Annotated in this window: 20 protein-coding genes and 2 pseudogenes; 18 read left to right on the forward strand and 4 right to left on the reverse strand. The window is 41.2% G+C overall.

Annotated elements, in window-relative coordinates; translation table 11 throughout:
* Positions 1 to 323 (forward strand): EAL domain-containing protein (locus FZC41_RS15475; RefSeq protein WP_148568357.1); only part of this gene is annotated, 323 nt, incomplete at its 5' end.
* A gap of 190 nt (positions 324 to 513) precedes the next feature.
* On the opposite strand, the gene FZC41_RS15480 is transcribed toward FZC41_RS15475, so the two are convergent.
* Positions 514 to 1,782, reverse strand: coding sequence for a BTAD domain-containing putative transcriptional regulator (locus FZC41_RS15480; RefSeq protein WP_170254017.1), 1,269 nt, complete (start codon positions 1,780 to 1,782; stop codon positions 514 to 516).
* A 254-nt stretch (positions 1,783 to 2,036) separates the two neighbouring features.
* On the opposite strand from FZC41_RS15480, the gene FZC41_RS15485 reads away from it, so the two are divergent.
* The 3 genes from FZC41_RS15485 (at position 2,037) to FZC41_RS15495 (ending at position 7,004) form a co-directional block, all read left to right on the forward strand.
* Positions 2,037 to 5,225 (forward strand): methyl-accepting chemotaxis protein, encoded by a 3,189-nt coding sequence (locus FZC41_RS15485; RefSeq protein WP_148568359.1) that lies wholly within the window; start codon positions 2,037 to 2,039, stop codon positions 5,223 to 5,225.
* A 261-nt stretch (positions 5,226 to 5,486) separates the two neighbouring features.
* Positions 5,487 to 5,684 (forward strand): hypothetical protein, encoded by a 198-nt coding sequence (locus FZC41_RS15490; protein WP_148568360.1) that lies wholly within the window; start codon positions 5,487 to 5,489, stop codon positions 5,682 to 5,684.
* Between the two features lie 90 nt (positions 5,685 to 5,774).
* Positions 5,775 to 7,004 (forward strand): PocR ligand-binding domain-containing protein, encoded by a 1,230-nt coding sequence (locus tag FZC41_RS15495; protein WP_148568361.1) that lies wholly within the window; start codon positions 5,775 to 5,777, stop codon positions 7,002 to 7,004.
* 339 nt (positions 7,005 to 7,343) lie between these two features.
* Here the strand turns inward: FZC41_RS15495 and FZC41_RS17945 are convergent.
* Both FZC41_RS17945 and FZC41_RS15500 read right to left on the reverse strand, forming a co-directional pair.
* A pseudogene (locus tag FZC41_RS17945) lies at positions 7,344 to 7,439 on the reverse strand (DUF1048 domain-containing protein); the annotation flags it as partial.
* 19 nt (positions 7,440 to 7,458) lie between these two features.
* Positions 7,459 to 7,641, reverse strand: a pseudogene (locus FZC41_RS15500) (PadR family transcriptional regulator); the annotation flags it as partial.
* Between the two features lie 182 nt (positions 7,642 to 7,823).
* Here FZC41_RS15500 and FZC41_RS15505 point away from each other — a divergent pair.
* From FZC41_RS15505 to FZC41_RS15515, 3 genes are all read left to right on the forward strand, one after another.
* Positions 7,824 to 8,360, forward strand: coding sequence for a V4R domain-containing protein (locus tag FZC41_RS15505; protein ID WP_148568363.1), 537 nt, complete (start codon positions 7,824 to 7,826; stop codon positions 8,358 to 8,360).
* Entirely contained in the window at positions 8,357 to 9,982 is a 1,626-nt protein-coding gene (locus tag FZC41_RS15510) for a sensor domain-containing diguanylate cyclase (RefSeq protein ID WP_148568364.1), read from the forward strand. Before FZC41_RS15505 ends, FZC41_RS15510 begins: the two co-directional genes overlap by 4 nt.
* A gap of 89 nt (positions 9,983 to 10,071) precedes the next feature.
* The gene (locus FZC41_RS15515) at positions 10,072 to 10,998 is read left to right on the forward strand and encodes an alpha/beta hydrolase (RefSeq protein WP_243136746.1); all 927 of its coding nucleotides are present in this window, start codon (positions 10,072 to 10,074) and stop codon (positions 10,996 to 10,998) included.
* A gap of 30 nt (positions 10,999 to 11,028) precedes the next feature.
* On the opposite strand, the gene FZC41_RS15520 is transcribed toward FZC41_RS15515, so the two are convergent.
* Positions 11,029 to 12,279 carry an MFS transporter gene (locus FZC41_RS15520; protein WP_148568365.1) on the reverse strand — a complete coding sequence of 417 codons (1,251 nt, stop codon included), beginning with the start codon at positions 12,277 to 12,279 and terminating at the stop codon, positions 11,029 to 11,031.
* A gap of 186 nt (positions 12,280 to 12,465) precedes the next feature.
* Here FZC41_RS15520 and FZC41_RS15525 point away from each other — a divergent pair, with 186 nt between their 5' ends.
* From FZC41_RS15525 to FZC41_RS15585, 11 genes are all read left to right on the forward strand, one after another.
* Positions 12,466 to 13,074, forward strand: coding sequence for a TetR/AcrR family transcriptional regulator (locus tag FZC41_RS15525; protein WP_148568366.1), 609 nt, complete (start codon positions 12,466 to 12,468; stop codon positions 13,072 to 13,074).
* A 50-nt stretch (positions 13,075 to 13,124) separates the two neighbouring features.
* The gene (locus FZC41_RS15530; RefSeq protein WP_148568367.1) at positions 13,125 to 13,343 is read left to right on the forward strand and encodes an SGNH/GDSL hydrolase family protein; all 219 of its coding nucleotides are present in this window, start codon (positions 13,125 to 13,127) and stop codon (positions 13,341 to 13,343) included.
* A 458-nt stretch (positions 13,344 to 13,801) separates the two neighbouring features.
* Positions 13,802 to 14,239, forward strand: coding sequence for a MarR family transcriptional regulator (locus FZC41_RS15545; protein WP_148568368.1), 438 nt, complete (start codon positions 13,802 to 13,804; stop codon positions 14,237 to 14,239).
* Between the two features lie 30 nt (positions 14,240 to 14,269).
* Entirely contained in the window at positions 14,270 to 15,016 is a 747-nt protein-coding gene (locus FZC41_RS15550) for an EFR1 family ferrodoxin (RefSeq protein ID WP_148568369.1), read from the forward strand.
* A gap of 12 nt (positions 15,017 to 15,028) precedes the next feature.
* Positions 15,029 to 15,862, forward strand: a complete 834-nt coding sequence (locus FZC41_RS15555; protein ID WP_148568370.1) for an AraC family transcriptional regulator — start codon at positions 15,029 to 15,031, stop codon at positions 15,860 to 15,862.
* A 174-nt stretch (positions 15,863 to 16,036) separates the two neighbouring features.
* Positions 16,037 to 16,585 (forward strand): DUF6144 family protein, encoded by a 549-nt coding sequence (locus FZC41_RS15560; protein WP_148568371.1) that lies wholly within the window; start codon positions 16,037 to 16,039, stop codon positions 16,583 to 16,585.
* 279 nt (positions 16,586 to 16,864) lie between these two features.
* Complete coding sequence (locus tag FZC41_RS15565) at positions 16,865 to 17,662, forward strand: PAS domain-containing protein (RefSeq protein ID WP_207725068.1); 798 nt, start codon at positions 16,865 to 16,867, stop codon at positions 17,660 to 17,662.
* Positions 17,663 to 17,681: 19 nt separating this feature from the next.
* Entirely contained in the window at positions 17,682 to 18,059 is a 378-nt protein-coding gene (locus FZC41_RS15570) for an STAS domain-containing protein (RefSeq protein WP_148568373.1), read from the forward strand.
* Between the two features lie 18 nt (positions 18,060 to 18,077).
* Complete coding sequence (locus FZC41_RS15575) at positions 18,078 to 18,551, forward strand: anti-sigma regulatory factor (protein ID WP_205737087.1); 474 nt, start codon at positions 18,078 to 18,080, stop codon at positions 18,549 to 18,551.
* Positions 18,552 to 18,685: 134 nt separating this feature from the next.
* Complete coding sequence (locus tag FZC41_RS15580; protein ID WP_148568374.1) at positions 18,686 to 21,451, forward strand: PAS domain-containing hybrid sensor histidine kinase/response regulator; 2,766 nt, start codon at positions 18,686 to 18,688, stop codon at positions 21,449 to 21,451.
* 4 nt (positions 21,452 to 21,455) lie between these two features.
* Positions 21,456 to 22,571 (forward strand): response regulator, encoded by a 1,116-nt coding sequence (locus FZC41_RS15585; protein ID WP_148568375.1) that lies wholly within the window; start codon positions 21,456 to 21,458, stop codon positions 22,569 to 22,571.
* Positions 22,572 to 22,745: the final 174 nt, after the last annotated feature.

A 22,745-nucleotide genomic window follows, 5' to 3' on the forward strand; every position in this document is an offset into this window, starting at 1 on the left:
TAAAAGACATGGGAGTGTCCATCAGTATTGACGATTTCGGCACCGAGTTTTCATCGCTCAGCCGGATTAAGGACCTGCCGGTGGATCGCCTCAAAATCGATATGCAGTTCATCAAAGGCATTGGCGTTAACACCAGAGATGAATCCATCATTTCGGTGATGATCTATCTGGCCAAACGGCTGGGTCTCAAGATTATTGCCGAAGGCGTTGAAACCGCTGAGCAGATGGCATTTCTTCGCGATGAAAACTGTGATGAAATCCAGGGCTATTACTATTTTAAACCGCTATCAGCAGATGAAATTGCAAGAGAAATTTTCTACTGATTAGCTAGTCAATACAGCTAACGGTCATTGCGAAGCGCACAATCGTTTCGCAAAACCTGGCAAAAATAATTCTGGAAAGGAAGTGGGGTACTGTGAAAACTAGTGTTTTAGATGATGTTATTGCAAATAAGTATAATTTTGATTTGGATATGCTAAAAATCATTCTCGAATCGATTCCTGCCTGAATCTATTAAAAATGGGCCCTTTCATTTATAATACTGGCTTCTGCATCATCCCGGTACTGTTGATACAATGCCTGGATTGAAGCATTGGGCGGTTGGTCCAGTTCTTTTAGGAGCAGAGCCTTCAAATCTTCATAATGCCGGGTAAAAGAAACATAATCATCATCAAAACGAAAGACATTTAACAGGAGTTCATGAAATCTTTCGTTAAGATTATCCATTTCAATCAGTTTGTATAAGACGCGTTTTGTTGACAGGTAATCCCGTTTGAAAAAATAATGTCTGGCCAGCGCAAATACATACTTTTCAAACTGGTGTCGGTAAAAGGTGGACTGGGATGCCGCCCAGGGATAATCATTTTCGGCCAGAAGATCCCCTTCATATAACAATATCGCCCGTTCGATGTTTCGGGCTGACGCTGCATCAACCTCATCATAGGGATTCACAGCAGTATTTATCAAATTTTTAAATTCACCGAGATCAGAATAAAAACGATGCTTTTCATAAAAATATAAGCCATTGATGACTTCCAGGTTGAAGGTGATATTAGCAGTTTTTAAATTATTTTTGAGATTATAGATGGTGGTGTGAAGATATCTTGTGGCTTTCTCCAGCTCCACATCCGGCCATAGGGCTTCCAACAGTTCGTCTTTTGAAATGAACTGGTTTTCATTCTGCAGTAAAAATGCAAACAGTTCTTCAGTTTTAGTGGTTCGCCATTTTATGGGTTTTTCCTTGAGACTGGTCAATACCCTGTATTTTCCAAATAAATATACATAAAGTTCGGGTTCTGATTTCCTTGGCGATTTTTTCTTGTTTATGATTTTATACTGATTTCGAATGGTTTCAACCAGTTTTTTCTCATGTAGTTTTCGTTTATTGATGTCTCTGGATACACCAATACCCAGAATGTGATTGGTAGTCTCATCTATTTCCAGGCGTGTCGATATTTCAATATATTTAATGGAACCATCTTTACAGTATTGTTGAAATTCGCTGAGATTATAAACAATGTTGTCACTGCGGTCACCGTCCAGAAACCGCTGATAACGGCGAAGGAACCCGTTTTTCAGTTTCTGCAGAGATTCGGGGGTCAAACAATCTTCCAGTTTTTCCTGCATGGCCTCTTCCACGGTTAAACCTCTTAACTGGTAAATGGACGGGCTGATATACAAAAATTTCTTTGTGTTTAGATCGTAGACCCAAACGCATTCATTGAGTTTTTCTACCAGTATTTTAAAATCAATTGTCGAATGATTTGTCAGTTTATTTTGCATTGTGACTACCTCCATATATCATTGAATTGCTCTATACTTGTTGAGAAGTTGTTGAGTTGATTATAGTATAATCTTTAGGATTGCGGCTTACAAGATTAAATGTGAATAAATCCTGATAAATTTCTCTTCTTCTTAGATAGAAACAAGCTCAAATTAAGTTGGTTTAAATTTCGGGGACATAAAGAGTAAACATTACAAGGGAAAACAAAAAAATCATGGTACTGCATCCGAAAAAAACGAAAGGAATCAAAGAAATGAAAGCGGAAAGAAATGATTTACAAAAAAATCAGAATGGAGGCGAGTCGTTTACCATAAAAATGCATTTAACCACAAAGCTCATCCTTTTAACGGTGCTGACGCTGGCAGCTGCGATCATCGCCATGGGGAGTCTCATGGTCAATAGCGGGGCTGCCATTATTGATCAGTCAACAAAAGCTGATGCGCTGGAATATGTGGAGGAATCAGCCAACCACGTCGGAGCTGTCATCACAGGCAATCTGGATAAGCTCAACGAAGTGGCCCTCCGGGATCGAACCACCGGCATGGATTTTGCCATCCAGATGGCTTCTATTTCCGTAGATGTGCAACGGCTGGGGTATGAGGATATGGCGGTGATCGGCACCAATGGGCATGGGCAGTATGTCCTCAGCGGTGGTGCCTTTGATGTACCCAATGAAGTCTGGTATCAGGAAGCGCTGAAGGGAAATGGTTGTGTTTCGGACGTTGCCATCAGTCAGACAACCAAACAACCCGCAGTTTTTGAAGTGGTACCCATCAAAAAAGACAATCAGGTGGTGGGTGTCCTCCTAGGAAGACGAAATGCCAATTTCTTGAGCGCGATCACCAATACACTGGGTGATGGTGAAATTAAATACGGCTACGTGATCAATGCCAACGGCGAAATGATGGCGCATCCCAGTGAAGAGATTGTCCTGAGTCAGACCAATGTCTTTGAAAATATCGAAAAAGATGGTCCCAACGGATTTGGCGCTAGCTTCAAAAAACTGGGTTCAAATGATGTTGCCACTCTGGATTATCAATACAATAACGATACCAAAGTGGCCTATGTGGCACCGATCCCGGAAACCGACTGGACTCTGGTCATTACCGAATCCAAAACAGTCATGCTGGCCCCGATTATGCAGCTGCGCAATACCATCATCATATTTGCACTGATCATTCTGCTAGTCGGCGGCGTCATCTCTTATATCATTTCAAAACGCATCGCCAAGCCCGTGGTTTCGGCCGACGCGATGATCAAAGAAATCAATGCCGGGCATCTGAGCGAACGTCTGGAAATTACATCCAAGGATGAGGTGGGCGAAATGACCCAGTCACTCAATCAATTGGCAGATACGTTGGAATATGGAATTATCGGTTTGATGAGAAATATTTCTGACGGCGATGTTTCATCTGACATTGAAGTGGTGGATCCGACGAATGAAGTGACCCCGGTCTTAAAACAAACCGTAGAAACCATTCGGCGCTTAATTGCCGAAACCACCATGCTTTCTGATGCGGCACTGGCCGGTGAGTGGCAGGACCGGGGCGATGCGGATGCCTTTAACGGTGGATTTAAAGAAATTGTTAATGGGATTAACGCCACCCTCGATACCGTGGTGGATAAGATGGTCTGGTATGAGGCCATTATTGACTCCGTGCCATTTCCGTTGCACGTTACCGATAATGACATGAAATGGGCATTTATGAATAAGGCCTTTGAAGCTCTGATGGTAAAAAATAGTGTCATCAAAAATCGAACATCTGCCGTCGGCATGGATTGCTGCAATGCCGGTGCAACTATTTGCAAGAGCGAAAACTGCGGCATCAAACGCCTGGTTGATCAGGGCATCGGTGAAACCTACTTTGAATGGTGCGGCCTGAGCAATAAGCAGGACACAGCCTATCTGAAAAATGCCAAAGGTGAAAATGTCGGCTTTGTGGAAATTGTGACGGATCTGACGCCGATGATTCGGGTGAGCGATTACACAAAAAATGAAGTAACCCGACTGGCCAATAATCTGATTCAGCTGTCGGAAGGAAATCTGGATTTCGATCTGATGATCGGTGAGGCGGATGAATATACCACTGAAGTCAGTGCCGAGTTTTCTGAAATCCGCAACAGTCTATCTGCGGTGAAGGACTCGGTTGACAACCTGATCAGTGATGCCACCATGCTGGCCCAGGCCGGTATTGAAGGGCAACTGGATACCAGAGCGGATACCAGTCGCCATCAAGGAGACTTTGCCAAGATTGTGGACGGCGTCAATGCCACCCTGGACGCGGTCGTCGCACCGATCCAGGAAGCTTCGGCAACGCTGAAAGAACTGGCTCAGGGTAATCTCAGCACCGGTATGGTGGGGAATTACAACGGCGATTATACCCAGATCAAAGAGGATATGAACCAGACCGCCGCCTTCCTCAAACGCTATGTGGATGAAATCACACAGACACTTAATGAAATGGGACAGGGCAACCTGGATCAGGAAATCACCACTTATTATATGGGCGACTTCCAGGCCATTAAGATAGCACTCAATGAAATCACCGCCAATCTCAGCACCACCATGTCGGACATCAATGAATCGGCCGGTCAGGTGGAAGCCGGTGCCATCCAGATTTCTGACGGTGGACAGGCACTTGCTCAGGGAACCACGGAACAGGCCAGTTCCATTCAGGAACTGACGGCATCCATTGAAGAAGTGGCAGGGGAAACCAAACAAAACGCTAAAAATGCTAATGCTGCTAACGAACTGGCCATGGATGTCCGCAAAAATGCGGAAGTGGGCAATGCTCAAATGGCTCAGATGGTAACCGCCATGATTGACATTAATGAGGCATCCGGTAATATTTCAAAAATCATCAAGGTCATTGATGATATTGCCTTCCAGACTAATATTCTGGCTCTTAATGCGGCCGTGGAAGCAGCCCGGGCTGGTCAGCATGGCAAAGGTTTTGCGGTTGTCGCTGAAGAAGTCCGCACCCTGGCAGCCCGAAGCGCCGAGGCAGCCAAAGAAACGACAGCGATGATTGAAGGCTCCATTGCCAAAGCGGAAGCTGGAACAAAAATAGCCGGCCAGACAGCCGAAAGCCTCAAAGAAATTCTGGATGAAATTGGAAAAGTGACCGGTTTGGTAGGGAATATTGCCTTGGCATCCAACGATCAGGCCTCTGAAATTGCCCAGATCAATCAGGGGATTGAACAGGTTTCCCAGGTGGTGCAGACCAATTCTGCCACCGCCGAGGAAAGCGCCGCTGCCAGCGAGGAACTCTCCGGACAGGCGGAAATCCTCAAACACATGGTTGGGGCCTTCCGGCTCAAAGGAAAAAACACGGGAAGCAGCATGAAACCCGCTGCCAAACAGCCGGCACCAAAGCAGGCGAAAGCCCCGTCACCTCGAATTGACATCATCCTGGATGATGATGAGATGGATAAGTATTAATTGATTTGCAGGAAATTGTCATATCTTAAACCTGGAAGTATCAAGCTTCCAGGTTTTTTTACGGTAGAATAGTGTAGCTATATTATTGAAATTAAGGCAAAAGGAACTGACGGAAAAATATCTCAGTCCGAATATGCGATAGACAGCGGAAAACGGGTATAAAAAGATCAGACGCGTTGCTGTTTTTGAAGGGCTGGTTTATGTTTGAACGTGCAGTGCGAAAAATAACGTTATATTTTGTATTGAGGAGAAGGAGACGCCATGGATCAAACAACGATTAATGACAAGATTATGCTTGTAAATGCTGATGGCCTTGTACTTGGAGCTAGTGCTTCCTGTGCCGATTTACTAGAGAAAGACATTGAACAATTAACCGGTGTTTGTATTCTTGATTTGAATTTCGGATTGACTTTAACCCAATTTTTGGCCTATTTTGAGAAGATTAAAAAAGACAAATAATTCGAGTTCAAGACCTATTTTTCAAACAAAGCAAACCGTTTGATCAATATCGACGTGAGTGCTGTCTATGTGGATTCCCAGGAGTTGGCGTTGCTACATATTAATTTGGGCGCACCCGAGGAAGTGAAAAGTTTTTATGGGAATTCCAGACATCTGTTACTGGAAAACCCGACAGCACCCATCAACTTCAGCCTTGGGGAAGTAATGGACTCCGCTTTATTCCAGAATATCATGGATTATTTCTATAAATTGACGGGAATTCCGGTTGGGATTATCGATATGAATGGAACTATCATCGTGAAAGAGGGCTGGCAGGATATCTGCGTCAATTTTCATAGAGTCAATCCGGCCGCCTGCAAGAACTGTTTAGAAAGCGACTATGAAATTACCAGAGGCATTGCCGTGGGGGAATACCGACAGTACAAATGCAAAAATAATCTGTGGGATATTGCGACCCCGATTTATGTCGGAAATCAGCGGATGGGTCATATTTATTTAGGACAATTTTTTTACCAGGATGAGCCCATCGATTACGACTACTTCCGGGAACAGGCAAGGTCTTTCGGTTTTGATGAAGAAGCTTATCTGGACGCATTGTCCCAGGTGCCGCGATTTACTCATCTTCAGGTTGAAACGGCCATGAATTTCTATGCCGGAATGGCGAGTTACGTCTCTCAGCTCAGCTTCACCAACATCAAGATTCATGAAACCATGGATGAACTTTATAATGTGATGAACTTTCAAAATGCCTTGTTGAATGCCGTGCCTTCGCCAATTTTTTATAAGGATAAGGATTTGCGCTACCTCGGCGGCAATAAAGCGTTTGATGAAGCAAGCGGACTCTGTCCCTCTGAGTATATTGGCAAAACTGCGTTTGATATTTTTACGGATGAACAGGCTTGTGTTTATCATCAAACCGATTTGGAACTCCTTGAGAAGAAGGAAAAACAGGTCTATGAGTTTCATGTGAGGACCGTGTCCGGAAAAAAAAAGGATGTTATTTTCAATAAGGCCCTGTTCACCGATCTGACGGGAGAACCCGCCGGCATCATCGGCGTCATTCAGGACATTACGGATATCAAACACGCTGAGCAACGGCTGCTGAAGGCCAATGAAGAAATCATAGAGACTCAGAAAGAAGTCATTTATACCCTCGGTCAGATCATTGAAACCCGATCCAAAGAGGCCGCAAAACATGTCGTTCGAGTGGCTGAATATTCCTATCTTATTGGGCTCAAATATGGATTAAACAAGGAAGATACCACGTTGCTGAAAATTGCCGCCCCGATGCATGACGTCGGAAAAATCGGCATTCGTTAAAACAATGGCTTTTTTTTACTGCAGAAAAGTGCTGGTATTGGGACTCAGTCTGGCATTGATGCTGATGGTATTGTCGGGGTGCACCACAAAAGCAGCGTCCAAAAGTTATGAATAAACCATGGCGACGGCACGTTTGAAACTCAGGGCACCTTCTCTTATTTGAACGATCCCCACAAAGTTGTACCGGAAAAGATGAAAACGATCGTCCATCATCCAATCAGTCGATAAATAAAACGAGGAAAGAAATGAATAAATATATTGCTTTGCTCCGCAACGTCAATGTTGGCGGCAAAAACAGATCAGAAGTAATTAAGTCTTTTACATCTAATTGCTTAAATGTTCGATAGACGCCAGTACATCGTTAAGAATTGGCATCAGGTTGCGACCAGTTAAATCTGAGTGCGGCCAGAGAATGGCTTTAATTTGTTCCCAGGCCACTTAATAATCAGCTAGCGGACGTTTTTTTTTCAATATCGACGAAGTTTTTCTTCTCAAGTCGCGCCAAAATGGTATAAACTGTTCCATCCACAACATCAGCGAAACCGAGTGTATTTAAACGTCGTGTGATTTTATAGCCATAGGTTTCGCCAGCGGTAATAATTTCAAGGAAACAGCCCTCAAGCAGGCCTTTAAACATTTCTGTCAGGTTTTTTTCTTTACTTTAAGAACATGACAGGATAAAATATTACGTAGCAAATTCAAAGCGAACATATAAAAAAAGAAAAATATAACTACATATTGGATAGGCAATTGCGAAAATGCTGTACGCTGCGCTGCCCGGTTGCGCCTAACCATTAAAATTATTTGGAGGATATTGTGATGGAGAAAAAATATGAGTTTTCCTGGGATTTATTGGGTGATATTGAAGCAGGACGACCCAATATGGGTAACACAACTCGGGTTGAAATATATCGTTTAATGCAATTTACCTTTAGAGACATCATTGAAAAACATGTTGGCTGGGAAAAAACAAATGAAATATTTTATGATGCGGGACAATTGGCGGGAAAAGAATTCTATCTCCATATGTTAGAAAAAACGGACAATCTTAATGCTTTTATCAATCAGCTTCAAGATGTCTTAAAAGAACTGGGGATGGGTATTCTAAGAATCGAAGAAGCAGATATGGAAAAAGGTGAACTCACTCTAACTATATCGGAAGACCTTGACTGTTCCGGGCTGCCGGAAACTGGGTATGAAATCTGTACCTACGATGAAGGCTTTATTTCGGCATTACTTGAAAGCTTTGCCGGGATACCATTTATTGTTAAAGAAATTGACTGCTGGTGTACCGGTGATCGAACCTGTCGGTTTAGTGCAAAAGCTAAAAATGAAGGGAACCAAAGTGAAAAATGATCAGTAATGAGGCCAGATTATTATTGGATTATCTCGAAGCGCAGCTGTATGATGTCAAAACAAATCAGGATATTCCAACCAGTTTGGCAAATGATGAGGGCTTTTTACAGCTGGATAAAACTATAAAAATCATTAGAGCATCAGTGGTAGAACTGGGTAACGGCAATCTTTCCTATCAGATAAATGGGAAAGGTTATGTTTTGGGTTCGCTGAAATCCTTACAGGCGTCCCTCAGAAATTTAACCTGGAAAACAAAGGCCATTGCGGCGGGAGATTTTTCCCAGAGTGTTCATTGTCTCGGTGATTTTTCGGATTCTTTTAACAGCATGACCAAAAAGTTAGAAGTCTCCATTCATGAAATCAAGGAGATTCAGGAACACTTTAAAATGATTTTTGATACTATTCCGGACATGACCATTATTTCTAACATTGAAGATGGAACAGTGATTGCCTACAATCAGGCGTTTTTGGAAACCATGAAATTCACAAAAGAAGAATTAGAGAACAAAACGATCTTGATTACAGATTACTGCAATGATTTGGGTGAACACGCAAAATTTATTGAAAGGCTTAAGAAAGATAGTTTTATTAAAAATGCTGAGATGAATTTTCATGGTAAAAGTGATCAAATCATAACCGGTCTCGTTTCATCAAGAATCATTAAAATAAAAGGGGCTCCACATACTTTAAGTGTAATCCGGGACATCACCGAGTTAAAAGCAATTGAGAAAAAACTTCGGGAAAGTGAAGAACTGCATCGGCTTCTGGCAGATAATGCAGCAGATGTCATCTGGACCATGGGTCTGGATGGCAAATTTACCTACGTTAGCCCTTCCGTTGAAAAACTTCGGGGATATACAGTTGCGGAAGTCTTGGCACAATCACCGGAAGAAGTTCTCTGTCCTAGTTCATTAATCCATCTGCAGAAAGGCCTGGAAAATGCCATTCGATTGATACAGAACAATCTGCCGTTTAAAGTGTTCCGCGGCGAATTGGAACAGCCCTGTAAGAATGGCACCACTGTTTGGACAGAAGCAACCGTTTCGGGTATTTACAGCGAAGATGGAAGATTCATCGGAATGCTTGGGGTAACTCGGGATATTTCAGATCGGAAAATCATGGAAGAGGAAATCGTAAGGCTGTCTGTTACGGACAAACTGACCCAAAGTTACAACCGCTTGAAGCTGGATGAAACCATGGATGAACAATTAAAGTTGGCAAAAATTGCAACGGTGCCTTTTTCGATTCTAATTTTGGATATTGATCATTTTAAACGGGTCAACGATAACTATGGTCACCAGGTGGGGGATCGGGTCCTCGTGGAACTGGTGGCGATTCTGCAGAAACATGTCAGAAGCGATGATGTGGTCGGTCGTTGGGGTGGTGAAGAATTTCTTATCATCCTGCCGAATACCGACCTGGAAGGCGGCGTCGGGTTGGCAGAAAAGTTGCAAAAATTAGTTGGTGCCAATATATTTACCCGGGCCGGTCGGGTAACCATCAGCATCGGCGTTGCCGCTTATCAGGGTGATTTATCTCAGGAAAGCATTGTATCCAGAGCTGATTCCGCTCTTTATCTGGCCAAGAAAAATGGCCGCAATCGGGTTGAATATTTGAAATAATTGCGATAATCAGGAATCAGATCCAGGGGAGATAAAGCATCAACAATGGCAATAGCAGCCAAAATTTTGACAACCAGCGGGAGGTACCATTGAGTAACTACAATATCCATAGCGATTTTAAAAAATATCAAAATATGAAAACACCTTTAGTTCCGATACTTTTACCGTTGATGAATGGAGTGATCGAGAAAAGTTTCAATAACAGGAAGTCGGATCAAGGTGTGCGTGAGATCAGAAGAAGGATTCCCGGTTATCATGACGAACCGATTGAATTAAGAATTTATGAACCGGAGGCTGTTGAAGGGGAATTACCCTGTCTTATTTATTTGCATGGCGGGGCGTTTGTCCTGAAGTCAGCAGCATTCCATAAACATTTAGTCTGTCAATATGCATTAAGAACGCCATGCAAAGTGGTTTTTGTTGATTATCGGCTGGCACCGAAACAGCCATTCCCGGTTGGGGTTGAAGATTGTTTTGCAGCTTTGAAGTGGATTGATCAAAATGCGGCAGGAATCGGCATCGATCCCAATAAAATCGCCATTGGTGGCGATAGCGCCGGTGGGGCACTGGCGGCGGCTGTCTGCCTGATGGCTCGTGACCGAATTGCGCCGAAAATCTGTTTTCAGATGCTCATCTATCCGGTCACTGATGCCCGGCAGATGACCGAGTCAGTTAAAGAATTTACCGATACCCCGCTCTGGAACGCCAAACTGAATCAGAAAATGTGGAAGCTCTATCTCAGGCAGGGGTTCCATTCAAACAAAGAATATGCGTCCCCCATGGAAGCCACTTCATTAGAGAACCTGCCGGATGCCTATATTGAAGTCGCCGAATTTGACTGTTTGCGGGATGAAGGGATAAATTTTGCTGAAGCGTTAAAAAAAAGCGGGATTCAAGTTGAATTGAATCGGACTACCGGAACCATTCATGGTTTTGAAATCGCCGAAGACAGCGAAATCGTGCACCAGAGCGTCATAAAACGAGTTGTGGCATTGAAAAATGCTTTTGCTGACTAAGTTTAAGCGTGGCAGCGGAACGATTGGAATCTATATACATTGTTGACGGTTGTAATTCATACGATAGATGATTTTTGCAAAGCCCAAGCTCAAAATCATAACTAAAATATAAATGCCAATTAATCCGGAGCTCAGCTTGTCATAGAGCTGGCCGAACAGAACCTGCCCAATGGGCATGAAAGCGGTGGATAAAGCCGAGGTCAGCGCCATGGTTTTACCCATTAAATTCGGGGGAACCTGCTGCTGAATGAACGTCAAGGATTGGATATTGACATTGGCGACAAAAAACATCAGAATAAATCCGAAAAAGGTGAACAATCCGTATGCGGTTATTGTGCTGCCCAGTATCCAGGGAGTTAAGCACAGGCCCATCCCAAGAATGCCGAGTCCCATAAAAACAAAGAGTCGATGAAGCTTTTCAAAGGGATTGTACTTGGCAATGGTTGTCGATAGCATTGCGCCGACAATCATGCCAATCCCCAATATGGCTTCAGAGGTACCGTAGAGCTGGTTGGAAACACCCAGGACGATCTTTTCCACATAGGGAACGCCAACCGTGTAAAGTGGAGTCATGAAAAGATTGATTCCGGCGGCAATAAACAGAAGGTATAAAACGAAGGGCTTATCCCGGGAAAGAAATACTAGGGTTGATTTGATATCGCTGATATAAGTCACAATGGGTGAGGCTTCCATTTTTGTTTTTTTAAAGGGGATCAGTAGGAATAACTCCATGACGCCGGCCACAAAAAAACTGACCATATTGATAACGAGAATAACCTGCAGCCCAAAGAAGCCGTATAAAAATCCGGCTGAGATCGGTCCCAGCAACATCGTCAGGGCGCTGATCTGGCTGACCATGCTGTTGCCGGCATTGTAGTGCTCTTTCGGAATAACACTGGGAATACTGGCCCGAACGGTGGGCTCATAAATACTGTTGACGGTGGACAAGGCGAAGATTAACATTCCAATCCACAAGATTTGGTTATTATGGCCGTAAATAAAGACGGTAAAAAAACCGATGATCATGGCGCAGCAAAAATCCAGCACCACCATAATTCTTTTCTTACTCATCCGATCGGCAATCGCACCGCCGATCGGTGCCAGAATAATGGTAGGCAGGATGGCCAGGGATATAATCAGCGAAAACAAGGCGGCTGAGCCGGTGAGATCGAGAATATACAAGGAGAAGGCAAAGCGCTGTAGTGAATTGCCAAACATGCTGATGAGTTGTCCGATGCCGATCAGGGTGAAATTCTTATTAAAAAGTTTTGTAGCTTCCATACTACCTCCTAAAATGAACTTTAGTTCATTTCTTTAATCGAGTATATAACTCTGAAAAGATATTGTCAATAAAAACATGAACTAAAGTTCAATATTTATTGAGACCTTGCAAAAAAAACGGTTTCAGACTATCCTTAACATATGTTTAGATAGCAAACGTTTTTAGAGAGAAGATCGGAGTTGAAAATGGAGAAAGATAAAAAAATTCAAGAGCGGACCATTGTCAATCGAAAAAAAATCCTTGACTCCGCCCAGCAATTGTTTAATACCAAGGGCTATTACAATACCAATACCAAGGAAATTGCCAAACTGGCCGGTGTCTCAACCGGCAGCTTCTATAATTATTTTCCGGATAAATTGAGTATTTTTCAGGAGATTATGATTATTTTCCTTAATAGAAGTTATTTGGATTTATGTGAGCTGGCAAAAAAACTCGATCAACAACCGCAAATTGCCAAAGCCACGATCTTAAGGTTTGTCCAAAATGGAATGGATCATGCCTATGAAGATGTGGTTATGTTTCAGGATTTTGACAGCATTGTCATGGCGAATCCGGAATTAAACGATATTCAAGGCGAATTTTACGACAAAATCTTAAATGAAATTTATACTTTCTGCAATGAAAGTCCATATGTAAAACAGCGGACCGAAAATCCCCTGGTGATGTCTCGAATGGCTTATTTTCTGGTTCAGGGTACTTCCGCATTTGTCGCAAAATTACCGGATGATACTGATAAAAGTGAATATCAAGAACAATTGGTAGAAATTGTCTATTGGTATTTATTTGGCAGCTGAAAACTGCTTGCGGTCAGCCGAATCTGCACCTTTAAGCGATTGCACAGTCGGTGAATAGGGGGTATAATTTTGTTTGTTTTGGCAACAGTTTGACTTTTGGGTATAATGTTGCCCACAAAGAAAAATGGCATGTGATTGTAGAAAAGAAGACCGGGATCCGAATGCAAAACAGCGGAATTAACGGGGATACCACTAATGGGATGCTTGCCTGTATCCAACAACAGGTGTTTGCGGCAAAACCCGATGGGTTTATAGGGGTTATTTTATGAACACGTTGATTTCTCGGTATCTATTAGTTTTCAGATGAATAACCTGTTCTTAAATCATCGGATAAACTGTTATTTTCAGAAGTTGGGTGAGTTGGATATCGATTATATGAATACCCTGCGTAATAAGAACCCGAATTTTTGTCCTGAGGCCATTAATTAGCAGGAATTGGCAATATCAATGGCAAATAATTAAGGATTGAAGACATGAATCTAACATTCAAAATTATTTGGTGGATATCGCAATGGAGAGAAAATATAAGTTTCCATGGGATTTGTTGGGTGACATAGAAGAAGGATGTCCCCATATGGGTGACACAACTCGGGTTGAATATTTGAAATAATTTAAGTAATTGCAAAAAAGCGTACTATTGACAGTACGTTTTTATTATGATAAATTAGTTAATAATATTTAATTAAAATTTGTTAACTAATTTAGAAACGGTAATTGGAGGTTAGTTATGGAAGAGAAATTTGCTGCGCTTGTAAATTTATTATGGGAAGAATGTATACGAAATCTTAATACTACACTAACTGAGGAGGAAGCAGAAAAATTTTCTAATAATGACTATTACCATTTGCTAGTAATCCATTCATTACAGAGACCGAATTTCTCCCAAATAGCAGAAAAATTATCTTTGACTAAACCAGCGGTTTCTGCAATTATAAGAAAAATGATTAATATGAAACTAGTTGAAAAAATGCAATCGGCAGAGGATAAAAGAATTTTTTATGTTGAACTCACCACAAAGGGAAGCTCCATTTTGCAGGGAGATAAAGCAGTTTATAAATGGGTTACAGATACCATTAAAAGTATTGCAGCCAATGAAAAAGAAGTTATAATTGTTGAGCAGATTATTTCTTCTTTGGTAGAAAAATTGGAGAAAAAGAACATATGAAATATATGAAAACGAAAGAAGGAAAGTAAGATGATTTTTTGTTTTAGTGGAACAGGAAATTCTATGCATGTTGCTAATAAAATAGCGGAAAGAACAGGTGAAAGGCTAGTCGATATTTCGGAAAGCATCATTGAGAAAAATGAGACATATGAAATCGAAAAAAATGAAAAAATGGGATTTGTTTTTCCTGTTTATTGGTATTGTATGCCAAAAATAGTTGAGAAGTTTATAGTACAGTTAAAATTATCAGGATATCGGAAGCAATATGTTTATGCAATAACAACTTATGGGATAGCTGCGGGAAATGTGATGGACAGATTAATCCAAACCTTAAGAAATAAGCAAGTGCAATTAAATGGAATATTCGGCGTACAGATGATTGACAATTATGTGGTGGGATATAATATTATTAATGTAGAGAAACAAAGCACTATTTTGAAAAAGGCTGAGGTGGAAATAGATAAAATTATGTTGATGATCGAGTGTCGAGAAGATATTGAATATATAAAAAAGGGACGTATCCGGTTTGTTACTCCAATTACTGGATATGGCTATAGAAAAGCCAATCATATTAAGAAGTTTTTTGTTACACAAAAATGTAATGGTTGTAAACAGTGTGAAAATAGTTGTCCATGCAATACAATACATATGATGGATGGAAAACCTATGTGGTTAGGGGAATGTACATTCTGTCTAAAATGTATTAATGGATGCAAACAATCAGCAATTCAGTATGGTAAATTCACTGAGAAGAGAGATAGATATCAGTATAAATGAAAAAGGAATCTTATGTTTAAAAACGAATTGGTCAGCAAAGCCATCGATTATATTGTAGAAAATTTAAATGAGGAAATCTCCATTGAAGATGTAGCAGCTTATTGTCATCTTTCCAAGTATTATTTTTGCAGAGTTTTTAAGTCAGAAACAGGTGAAAGCATTTATGGGTTTATCAAACGTTTGAAAATGGAACAAAGCGCCATCGAAATGAAGCTGATAAAAAATAAATCCATTACCGATATCGGCGTTACCTACGGATACAGTTCATCGAATTACAGTTCAGCATTTAAGAAGCACCATCATGTTTCACCTGCGGCATTTCGAAAAAATGTGAATATGAACAGTGCTCCCCATCCTTTTATTCTGGAAAAGAAGGCGACGTTTCAATCATTTGATGAATACAACCAACAGATTCAAATAAAGGATTTGGATAATTTTAAGGTCATCTATGAACGGTATCTGGGAAATTACCTTGATCTGGGAAAAAACTGGTCTGAATTCACCGAAAAAAATCAGAATTATTTCAGAGAAGAGACCCTTTTGATTGAACGGTTCTTTGATGATCCTTCCATCACAAATGTTGGGCAATGTTTATATGACATCTGTATGACGGTCGACACAACCTCTCCCCTTGAAAATGTTATGACGATTCAGGGCGGAAAATTTGCCGTTTACAGCTTTGATGGGTTGATACCAGATATCTTTGAAGCTTTTCAAGGCGTATTTAATATCTGGATGCCAAACAGTGGTTATGAAATGGACGAAAGATATGGACTTAATATTTATCGCAAGATTGACAGAGATGAGCAGCATGTTGTCATGGATTTATGCATACCAGTTAAATAGAGCAAGAATTCAGAAGTATAAAATCAGGCTTTCTTATATAATCAGAACAGTCATCAAGACCGTGTTCGATTTTATAGAAGTCTGTTTTATGCTTTTTTGCAATTAAAAGGTGCATAAACGAATTTGTATTAACAACAGTCGATCACAATAAAGTGAAAAAATGGAGGATTGAAAATGTTCGATATCCGAAAAATTCAGGAGCAGGTTATTTATGAGGCGGTTAAAGATAGGAGTAATGAAGAAACGGCAAGAGAAATCGTATATGGATCGGATGAACAAGGGAACCCGGAAGATAATCCGACATGGGTAAAATCGACAATGAAGCGACTGGAAAACAAATTTGATCAATCGATTGTTCATCAGATTAGAAGGAATTGTCAGTGTGGGTACGGAATGGACGAGAAATTGGGACTTGTAAAAGAGCTGGTAGATGTATCTTCGAGCATGGAAGAATTCGGCAATCAGGACAAAGCAAAAGCCGCGGGACTGTTTTGTAATAATGGGGAACTCTATCTTCAGTTTAATTTTTGCACATGCCCAATGCTTGAAGGGGTTGACCGATTGGAGACAGATACCTGGTGTCAATGCACGACTGGCTACAGTAAAGTTCTTTTCGAAAAAGCGTTTATGTGTCAAGTTGAGGTGGAGTTGTTAAAAAGCATAAAAATGGGTGATGACAAATGTCTAATGAAAATCATCCCAGAAAATAATATCTGGAAATAAGCGTGGCATAGAAATGTTTGGATCTGGAAACATTGATTTGGTTATATTCTTTATTATCAGTGATCAAAAAACGATGAATAACACTTCACCGTTTGAATCCCGGCTCCAATGCCATGTTTTCTCTTGTTTTCACTACCTTGCTCAAAACAAGGTTTAATTTGATTGCTTTTGGGTATTAAGCAATTATATGGTTCATACTTGATGAGAGAGGATAACCTGAAAATTAAATATTTTAGAAAAAAAACAATTTTCAATAGCTAATAATAAAAGGAGGATATAATGAAAAAGATATATCAGGAAGCAGATGATCAACTGAAATCTCAGATTCTTGACCAAATTCCAACTCCAGTCATGGCAGTTAACAGAGAGCTTAAAGTGATCTATATGAATGAGGCGGGGAAAAAACTGCTGAAGAAATCTGCGGACAATATTATTGGTTTAGCCTGTAAGGATTTAATTGCTACTGAGCAGTGTGGTACTGAAGAGTGTGGTATGCTGAGAGCAATCAGTGACGGAAAATCTTTTAGCGGCCGGACTGAAATCAATACTGGAGAGAACAGGACCCCGGTTGAATATTCGGTTGTACCGCTGCAGGATGACAGCGGTGAAATTATCGGCGGCGTTGAATTTATCATGGATATCACCGAACGCGTTTTATATGAGAATCGGCTCAAAGAACAGAGTCATACCATCCGGGAAATGTCAACACCGACGATTAAACTCTGGGAAGGCGTTCTGGTTCTGCCGGTTGTCGGTGTAGTCGACTCCCTGCGGGCTCAGCATATGATGGAAAGCATGTTGAATAAAATTGCGGAAACTTATTCAAAAGTGATTATTCTGGATATCCACGGTGTTGCAGCGGTGGATACGGCCGTTGCCAACCATCTGATTAAAATCACCAAGGCAACCAAACTCATGGGTTGTGAATGCATCCTGTCAGGAATATCCCCGGCAGTCGCTCAGACTATCATACAGTTGGGAATTGATATGGCAGCTATCAATACCCAGGCAACGCTCAGTGATGCTCTTTCAGAAGCGTTCATCATACTGAGTCTGAAAGTCATCACAAAAGAATAATGAAGAAGATAGGATTGTGATGCGTATGTTTAAAGAAGGTAATAACACATTCATAACGGTAATCAATAATAATTTTATTGTGGCACTTCCGGAAGAAATGACCAACGAGACGATCAGAAAAATTGAAAATATGGTGACGGAGAAAGCCTACCGAAATGATATCAACGGTGCCATCCTCAATTTTTCGATGGTCTCTGTCATGGACACCTATACCTATCTTGCTTTTGTGCGAATAACCAATGTTTTTTCACTGATGGGGATTCATACCGTTTGGGTCGGCTTGCGCCCGGGAGTTGTTTCCGGACTGATGGATTTAGATGTTACAGTCAATTTAAAAATAAAAATGGCAATGAATCTTGAACTTGGTTTAGCATTGATTGATAATAACAAATACTGAAACGGCTGGTGACAGAAGATGAACCGAATTAATGATCCGTTTGAAACAGAATCCGATGAAAAAAACAAGCCTATCGAAACAAAAAAATTAGACCTTGTTTTGAGTCACGATAATGAGAACGTCGTGTTCTCAGTTCGTCAAATCGCAAAAAAAGCAGGATTCGGTTTGATTGATGAAGTAATGATCGCTGTGGCAGCATCAGAGTTATCCACGAATATTCTGCGTTATGCTGAAAAGGGTTTTATCGAAATAAATATTATCTGCGATACTGTCACCGGAATAACTGGCATTGAGCTTCTGGCAAATGATGCCGGACCGGGAATTAATAACATTGAACAGGCCCTGCAGGAAAATTACAGCACACAGATCAACAGCCTGGGGCAGGGTCTCCCCAGTGTAATCAAAATTATGGATGATTTCCATATCAAATCTGAACCGGGCAAAGGAACTCGTGTTCTCGCCCGCAAATGGCTGAAAAATGAAGAAAATTAAGTATATATTGGAATGGAAACATCGCTGAGGATGATGATTTAATCGCGGAAGGAATTCTTTGTTAACGAAAGAAGCAATATGTTCCCTTTATTCACATGAAATAGATAGTATAAGGGCAAAATGGAGGTCGTGTAATGATCGAACTGGGCCGAATTAAAGTTGACTCCAATAATTCCATGATTGAGGCCAGAAAAAAGGCACGCTCAATTGCTTTGAAACTGGGCTGTACAGAAGTGACCGCCACTCGGATCGAAGCAGCATTGTCAGATACAATCCGACAGCTTCTTGACAGTATGAGTGTGATTGATTTCTCCGTTTCAGTTAAAGAATCTGTTGGAGAAATTCCGATCAGAAATGGTATCAATATCGTTTTTGACAATCTGGATTATCTCCTCAATCCGAATTTCGAAGCGCAGCATTTTGAAAATTTTGTTTCTTCTGAAACGGTGAATGAAAAATATACATTCACGATCTTTTTGCCTTTTATCACAATCGATCCGGATTTCAGCTATTCTCTGGTCGAAGAACTGAAGAATGAAATTGAATCGCCTTCCAGAGCGGAATTGTTAAAAGAAATTGAGCAAAAAAACATTGAACTCGCAAATAGCAGACAGTTTATGGAATCGGTGCTGGAAAATCTTCAGGCTGCCGTTTATGCAAAAGATTTAAATGGCAACTACACCTATATCAACCGGCACTGGGAAGAAGCGACAGGTCACAAGCGGGATGAATGTATTGGCCGAACCGCAAAAGAAGTTTTTTCGTCAGACGGAGAGGCGTATGACCAAAACGATCAGGATGTTATCACGTTACAGGAAAACCAGGTAACCGAGGAATATTCCATAAAGGACAATCAGAAACGGACCTACCAATCAACAAAGGTGCCAATGAAACAAAACGGAGATATCGTCGGGCTATGCAGTATTTCCACGGATATTACACAAAGAAAGAAAATGGAGGAGGAATTATTTGAAGCCAAAATTCTTGCTGAAGAAGCGGCGAAATCCAAATCTTATTTTCTGGCCAATATGAGTCATGAGATACGCACACCGATGAATGCTATATTGGGAATGAGTTATCTCATCCAGAAAACCGATCTGTCGGTAAAACAGCAGGACTATGTCAATAAAATACAGCAGTCAGGACAGCACCTACTGGGTATTATCAATGATATTCTGGACTTTTCGAAAATCGAAGCTGGCAAACTAAATATCGAATCCATTAATTTCAAGCTCTACGAAGTGCTGGATAACCTCTCCAATTGTAACAGCGAGAAATGCCTTGCAAAAAATCTAGAGCTTGTGTTTGACGTCGGTCAGGATGTACCAAATGAATTATGCGGCGATCCGCTGAGAATCGGACAAATCCTGATCAACTATGTAAACAATGCCATCAAATTTACTGATCGGGGAAGAATTACGGTTAGAATCAGAAAAGATAAAGAATTCTCAGATGGATTTCAGTTGAAATTTGAAGTTCAGGATACCGGAATCGGTTTGAAAGAAGAGCAACAGTCAAAACTCTTTCAGTCATTTCAACAGGCTGATATATCCACAACCCGGAAATATGGCGGAACTGGTCTGGGCCTTGCCATTTCCAGGAAACTGGCAACTTTAATGGGTGGTGAAGTTGGTGTGAAATCTGAATTTGGGAAAGGCAGCATTTTCTGGTTTACTACCCATTTTTACGGCACAGAAAAAGCTTTGAAATCAAACGATAGTCAGGTGCTTTCTGGTCACGACAATCCCTGGGTTATGTATGAAACCGAACTCGGAATTCCTCAAAAAGGCATGAAGCATGAACCAGAAAAAAAAATTCCGGATTCCGTTACAGATCAGAAAAAACCGCAGGGCATTTACAATGCGAAAATCCTGCTGGTGGAAGATAATGAACTTAATCAGGAAGTCGCCGTCGAAATCCTCAGGGATGTAGGATTACAGGTTGATATAGCCGTCAATGGCGAAATTGCAGTTGCAATGGTTGAACAGAAAAAATATGATCTGGTCTTGATGGATATGCAGATGCCAGTTTTAGATGGGCTTGAAGCCACAAAAAAAATCCGTTCCCTCAATCGGTTCAGGGATTTGCCGATTGTTGCGATGACTGCCAATGCGATGGTCGGTGATCGGGAACAATGTCTTGCCGCCGGAATGAATGATCATTTACCGAAACCGATTGAACCTGTAGAGCTTTTCAAAATGTTGGTACGATGGATACCGCCATTCAATCATACTCCGGATTTTTGTGAACGCCGTATCGACATCGTCCATGAGGTGCCATTGGATCAGGAATCGGACATCAGAATAAGCGGACTGGATATCGAACTGGGTCTTGGTCGCGTCATGGGAAAGAAAAAATCCTACATGAATCTCCTGCGAAAATTTGTTTCAGGTCAAAAAAACGTACCGGATGACATTAAAAAAGCAATCAGTAATGGAGATTTTAACACGGCGGAACGGCTTGTACATACACTGAAGGGTGTTACTGCCAATATTGGAGCTATGGAAATAAATAAAAATGCCGAAATCCTTGAAACAGCTATCAGAGAAGAACCTGCCAGTGAAGCATTAAAACCGTTAATTCAGAATATTGATCTGCCACTAAAAAAAATGATCACTGCTCTGATAAATCAGTTGTCGGAAAAAGAAAATACCATTAAGACCAACTTTTCCGTAACCTCAAACGCGGCTCTGATTTCTTTTCTGGAAGAACTCAGGCAGTATATTCGAGCCCGAAAGCCAAAAAGATGTTCAGAAGTAATTGAATCCCACTATGAAATTTGCTGGCCGGATGAACTCAAAGACGAAGCAGCTGATCTCTTTCAATTTGTTGCCAAATATAAATTTAAGGAAGCGGATGAAAAGTTGGAGTCCTTATTAATCAGATTAAGTGAGGCTTGATGATATGAAGGCATTATCGGAATGCACTATTTTAATTGTGGATGATACGGAAATCAATATTGATATTCTGGTGGAAACGCTAGGCGATGATTATGAACTGTCCGTAGCCATGGATGGGGAATCCGCGCTCGAAATTGTGAATATGGAATGGCCGGATTTAATTCTGCTGGATATCATGATGCCGGGAATGAGCGGATATGAGGTTTGTGAAAAGCTGAAAAAGAATCCCGCAACAGCCGCGATACCGATTATTTTCCTGACTGCCATGACGGATATCGAAAGCAAAACAAGAGGATTTGAAGCAGGTGCGGTGGACTACATCACCAAACCGTTTGAAATTCTCGAAGTGAAGGCCCGTGTCCAGACCCATCTGTACATCACAATAGCCAGAAATGAACTGGCTAGGCAGAATGAGATCTTGGAAAAACGGGTTGCCGAACGAACTAGAGAATTATGTCTGACCCAGGAAATCACCATTGAAGCCATGGCTTCGCTTGCCGAGTATCGAGATCCCGATATGGGTGGGCACATCGAGCGGACTAAGAATTATGTGCGAATTCTTGCCGAAAAGCTGAGTACCTATGAAAAATACAAAACGATTCTGAATGACGAGATCATTCAGATTTTTTACAAATCTGCGCCTCTTCATGATATCGGTAAAATTGGGATAAAAGATGATATCCTGCTTAAACCGGGAAAGCTGACCCATGAAGAATTTGCAGAAATGAAACAGCATACTATCATCGGTTACGAGGCACTCCGCATCGCATCATTAAAGCTTGGCGAAAATTCGTTTCTTAAACATGCCATGGAATTTTCGAAATACCATCATGAAAAATGGGATGGTTCCGGTTATCCGGATGGTCTTTCGGGGTATGACATCCCCCTCGCTGGGAGAATCATGGCGATTGCGGATGTTTATGATGCCCTCATCAGTAAAAGAGTCTACAAACCGCCTTTTACCCATAAAAAAGCAGTGGAAATTATCAAGGAAGGCAGTGATAGTCATTTTGAGCCATTGATGGTGGCGGCATTTGAAGAAGTGCAAGAATTGTTGCGGCAAATCGCAATTAAATACGCAGATTATCCTGAGGAATTAGTATCCTTGAATGAAAAATAGTCTGTGAAAAACGATGCTACGCGATCTTTATCAAATTTCATAAGCGTTTCATCCGCGCTGTACCCCGGAATTTCTCTATAAACACTAGACAGGGTTGGCAACATATAATATTATATGTTGCCAATTTTTGGGTTTGTAATAGAAATTATATTTATTTGAGATTAAATTTTGTGC

This window comes from Acetobacterium paludosum, assembly GCF_008086595.1.
GTDB classification, from domain to species: Bacteria; Bacillota; Clostridia; order Eubacteriales; family Eubacteriaceae; genus Acetobacterium; species Acetobacterium paludosum.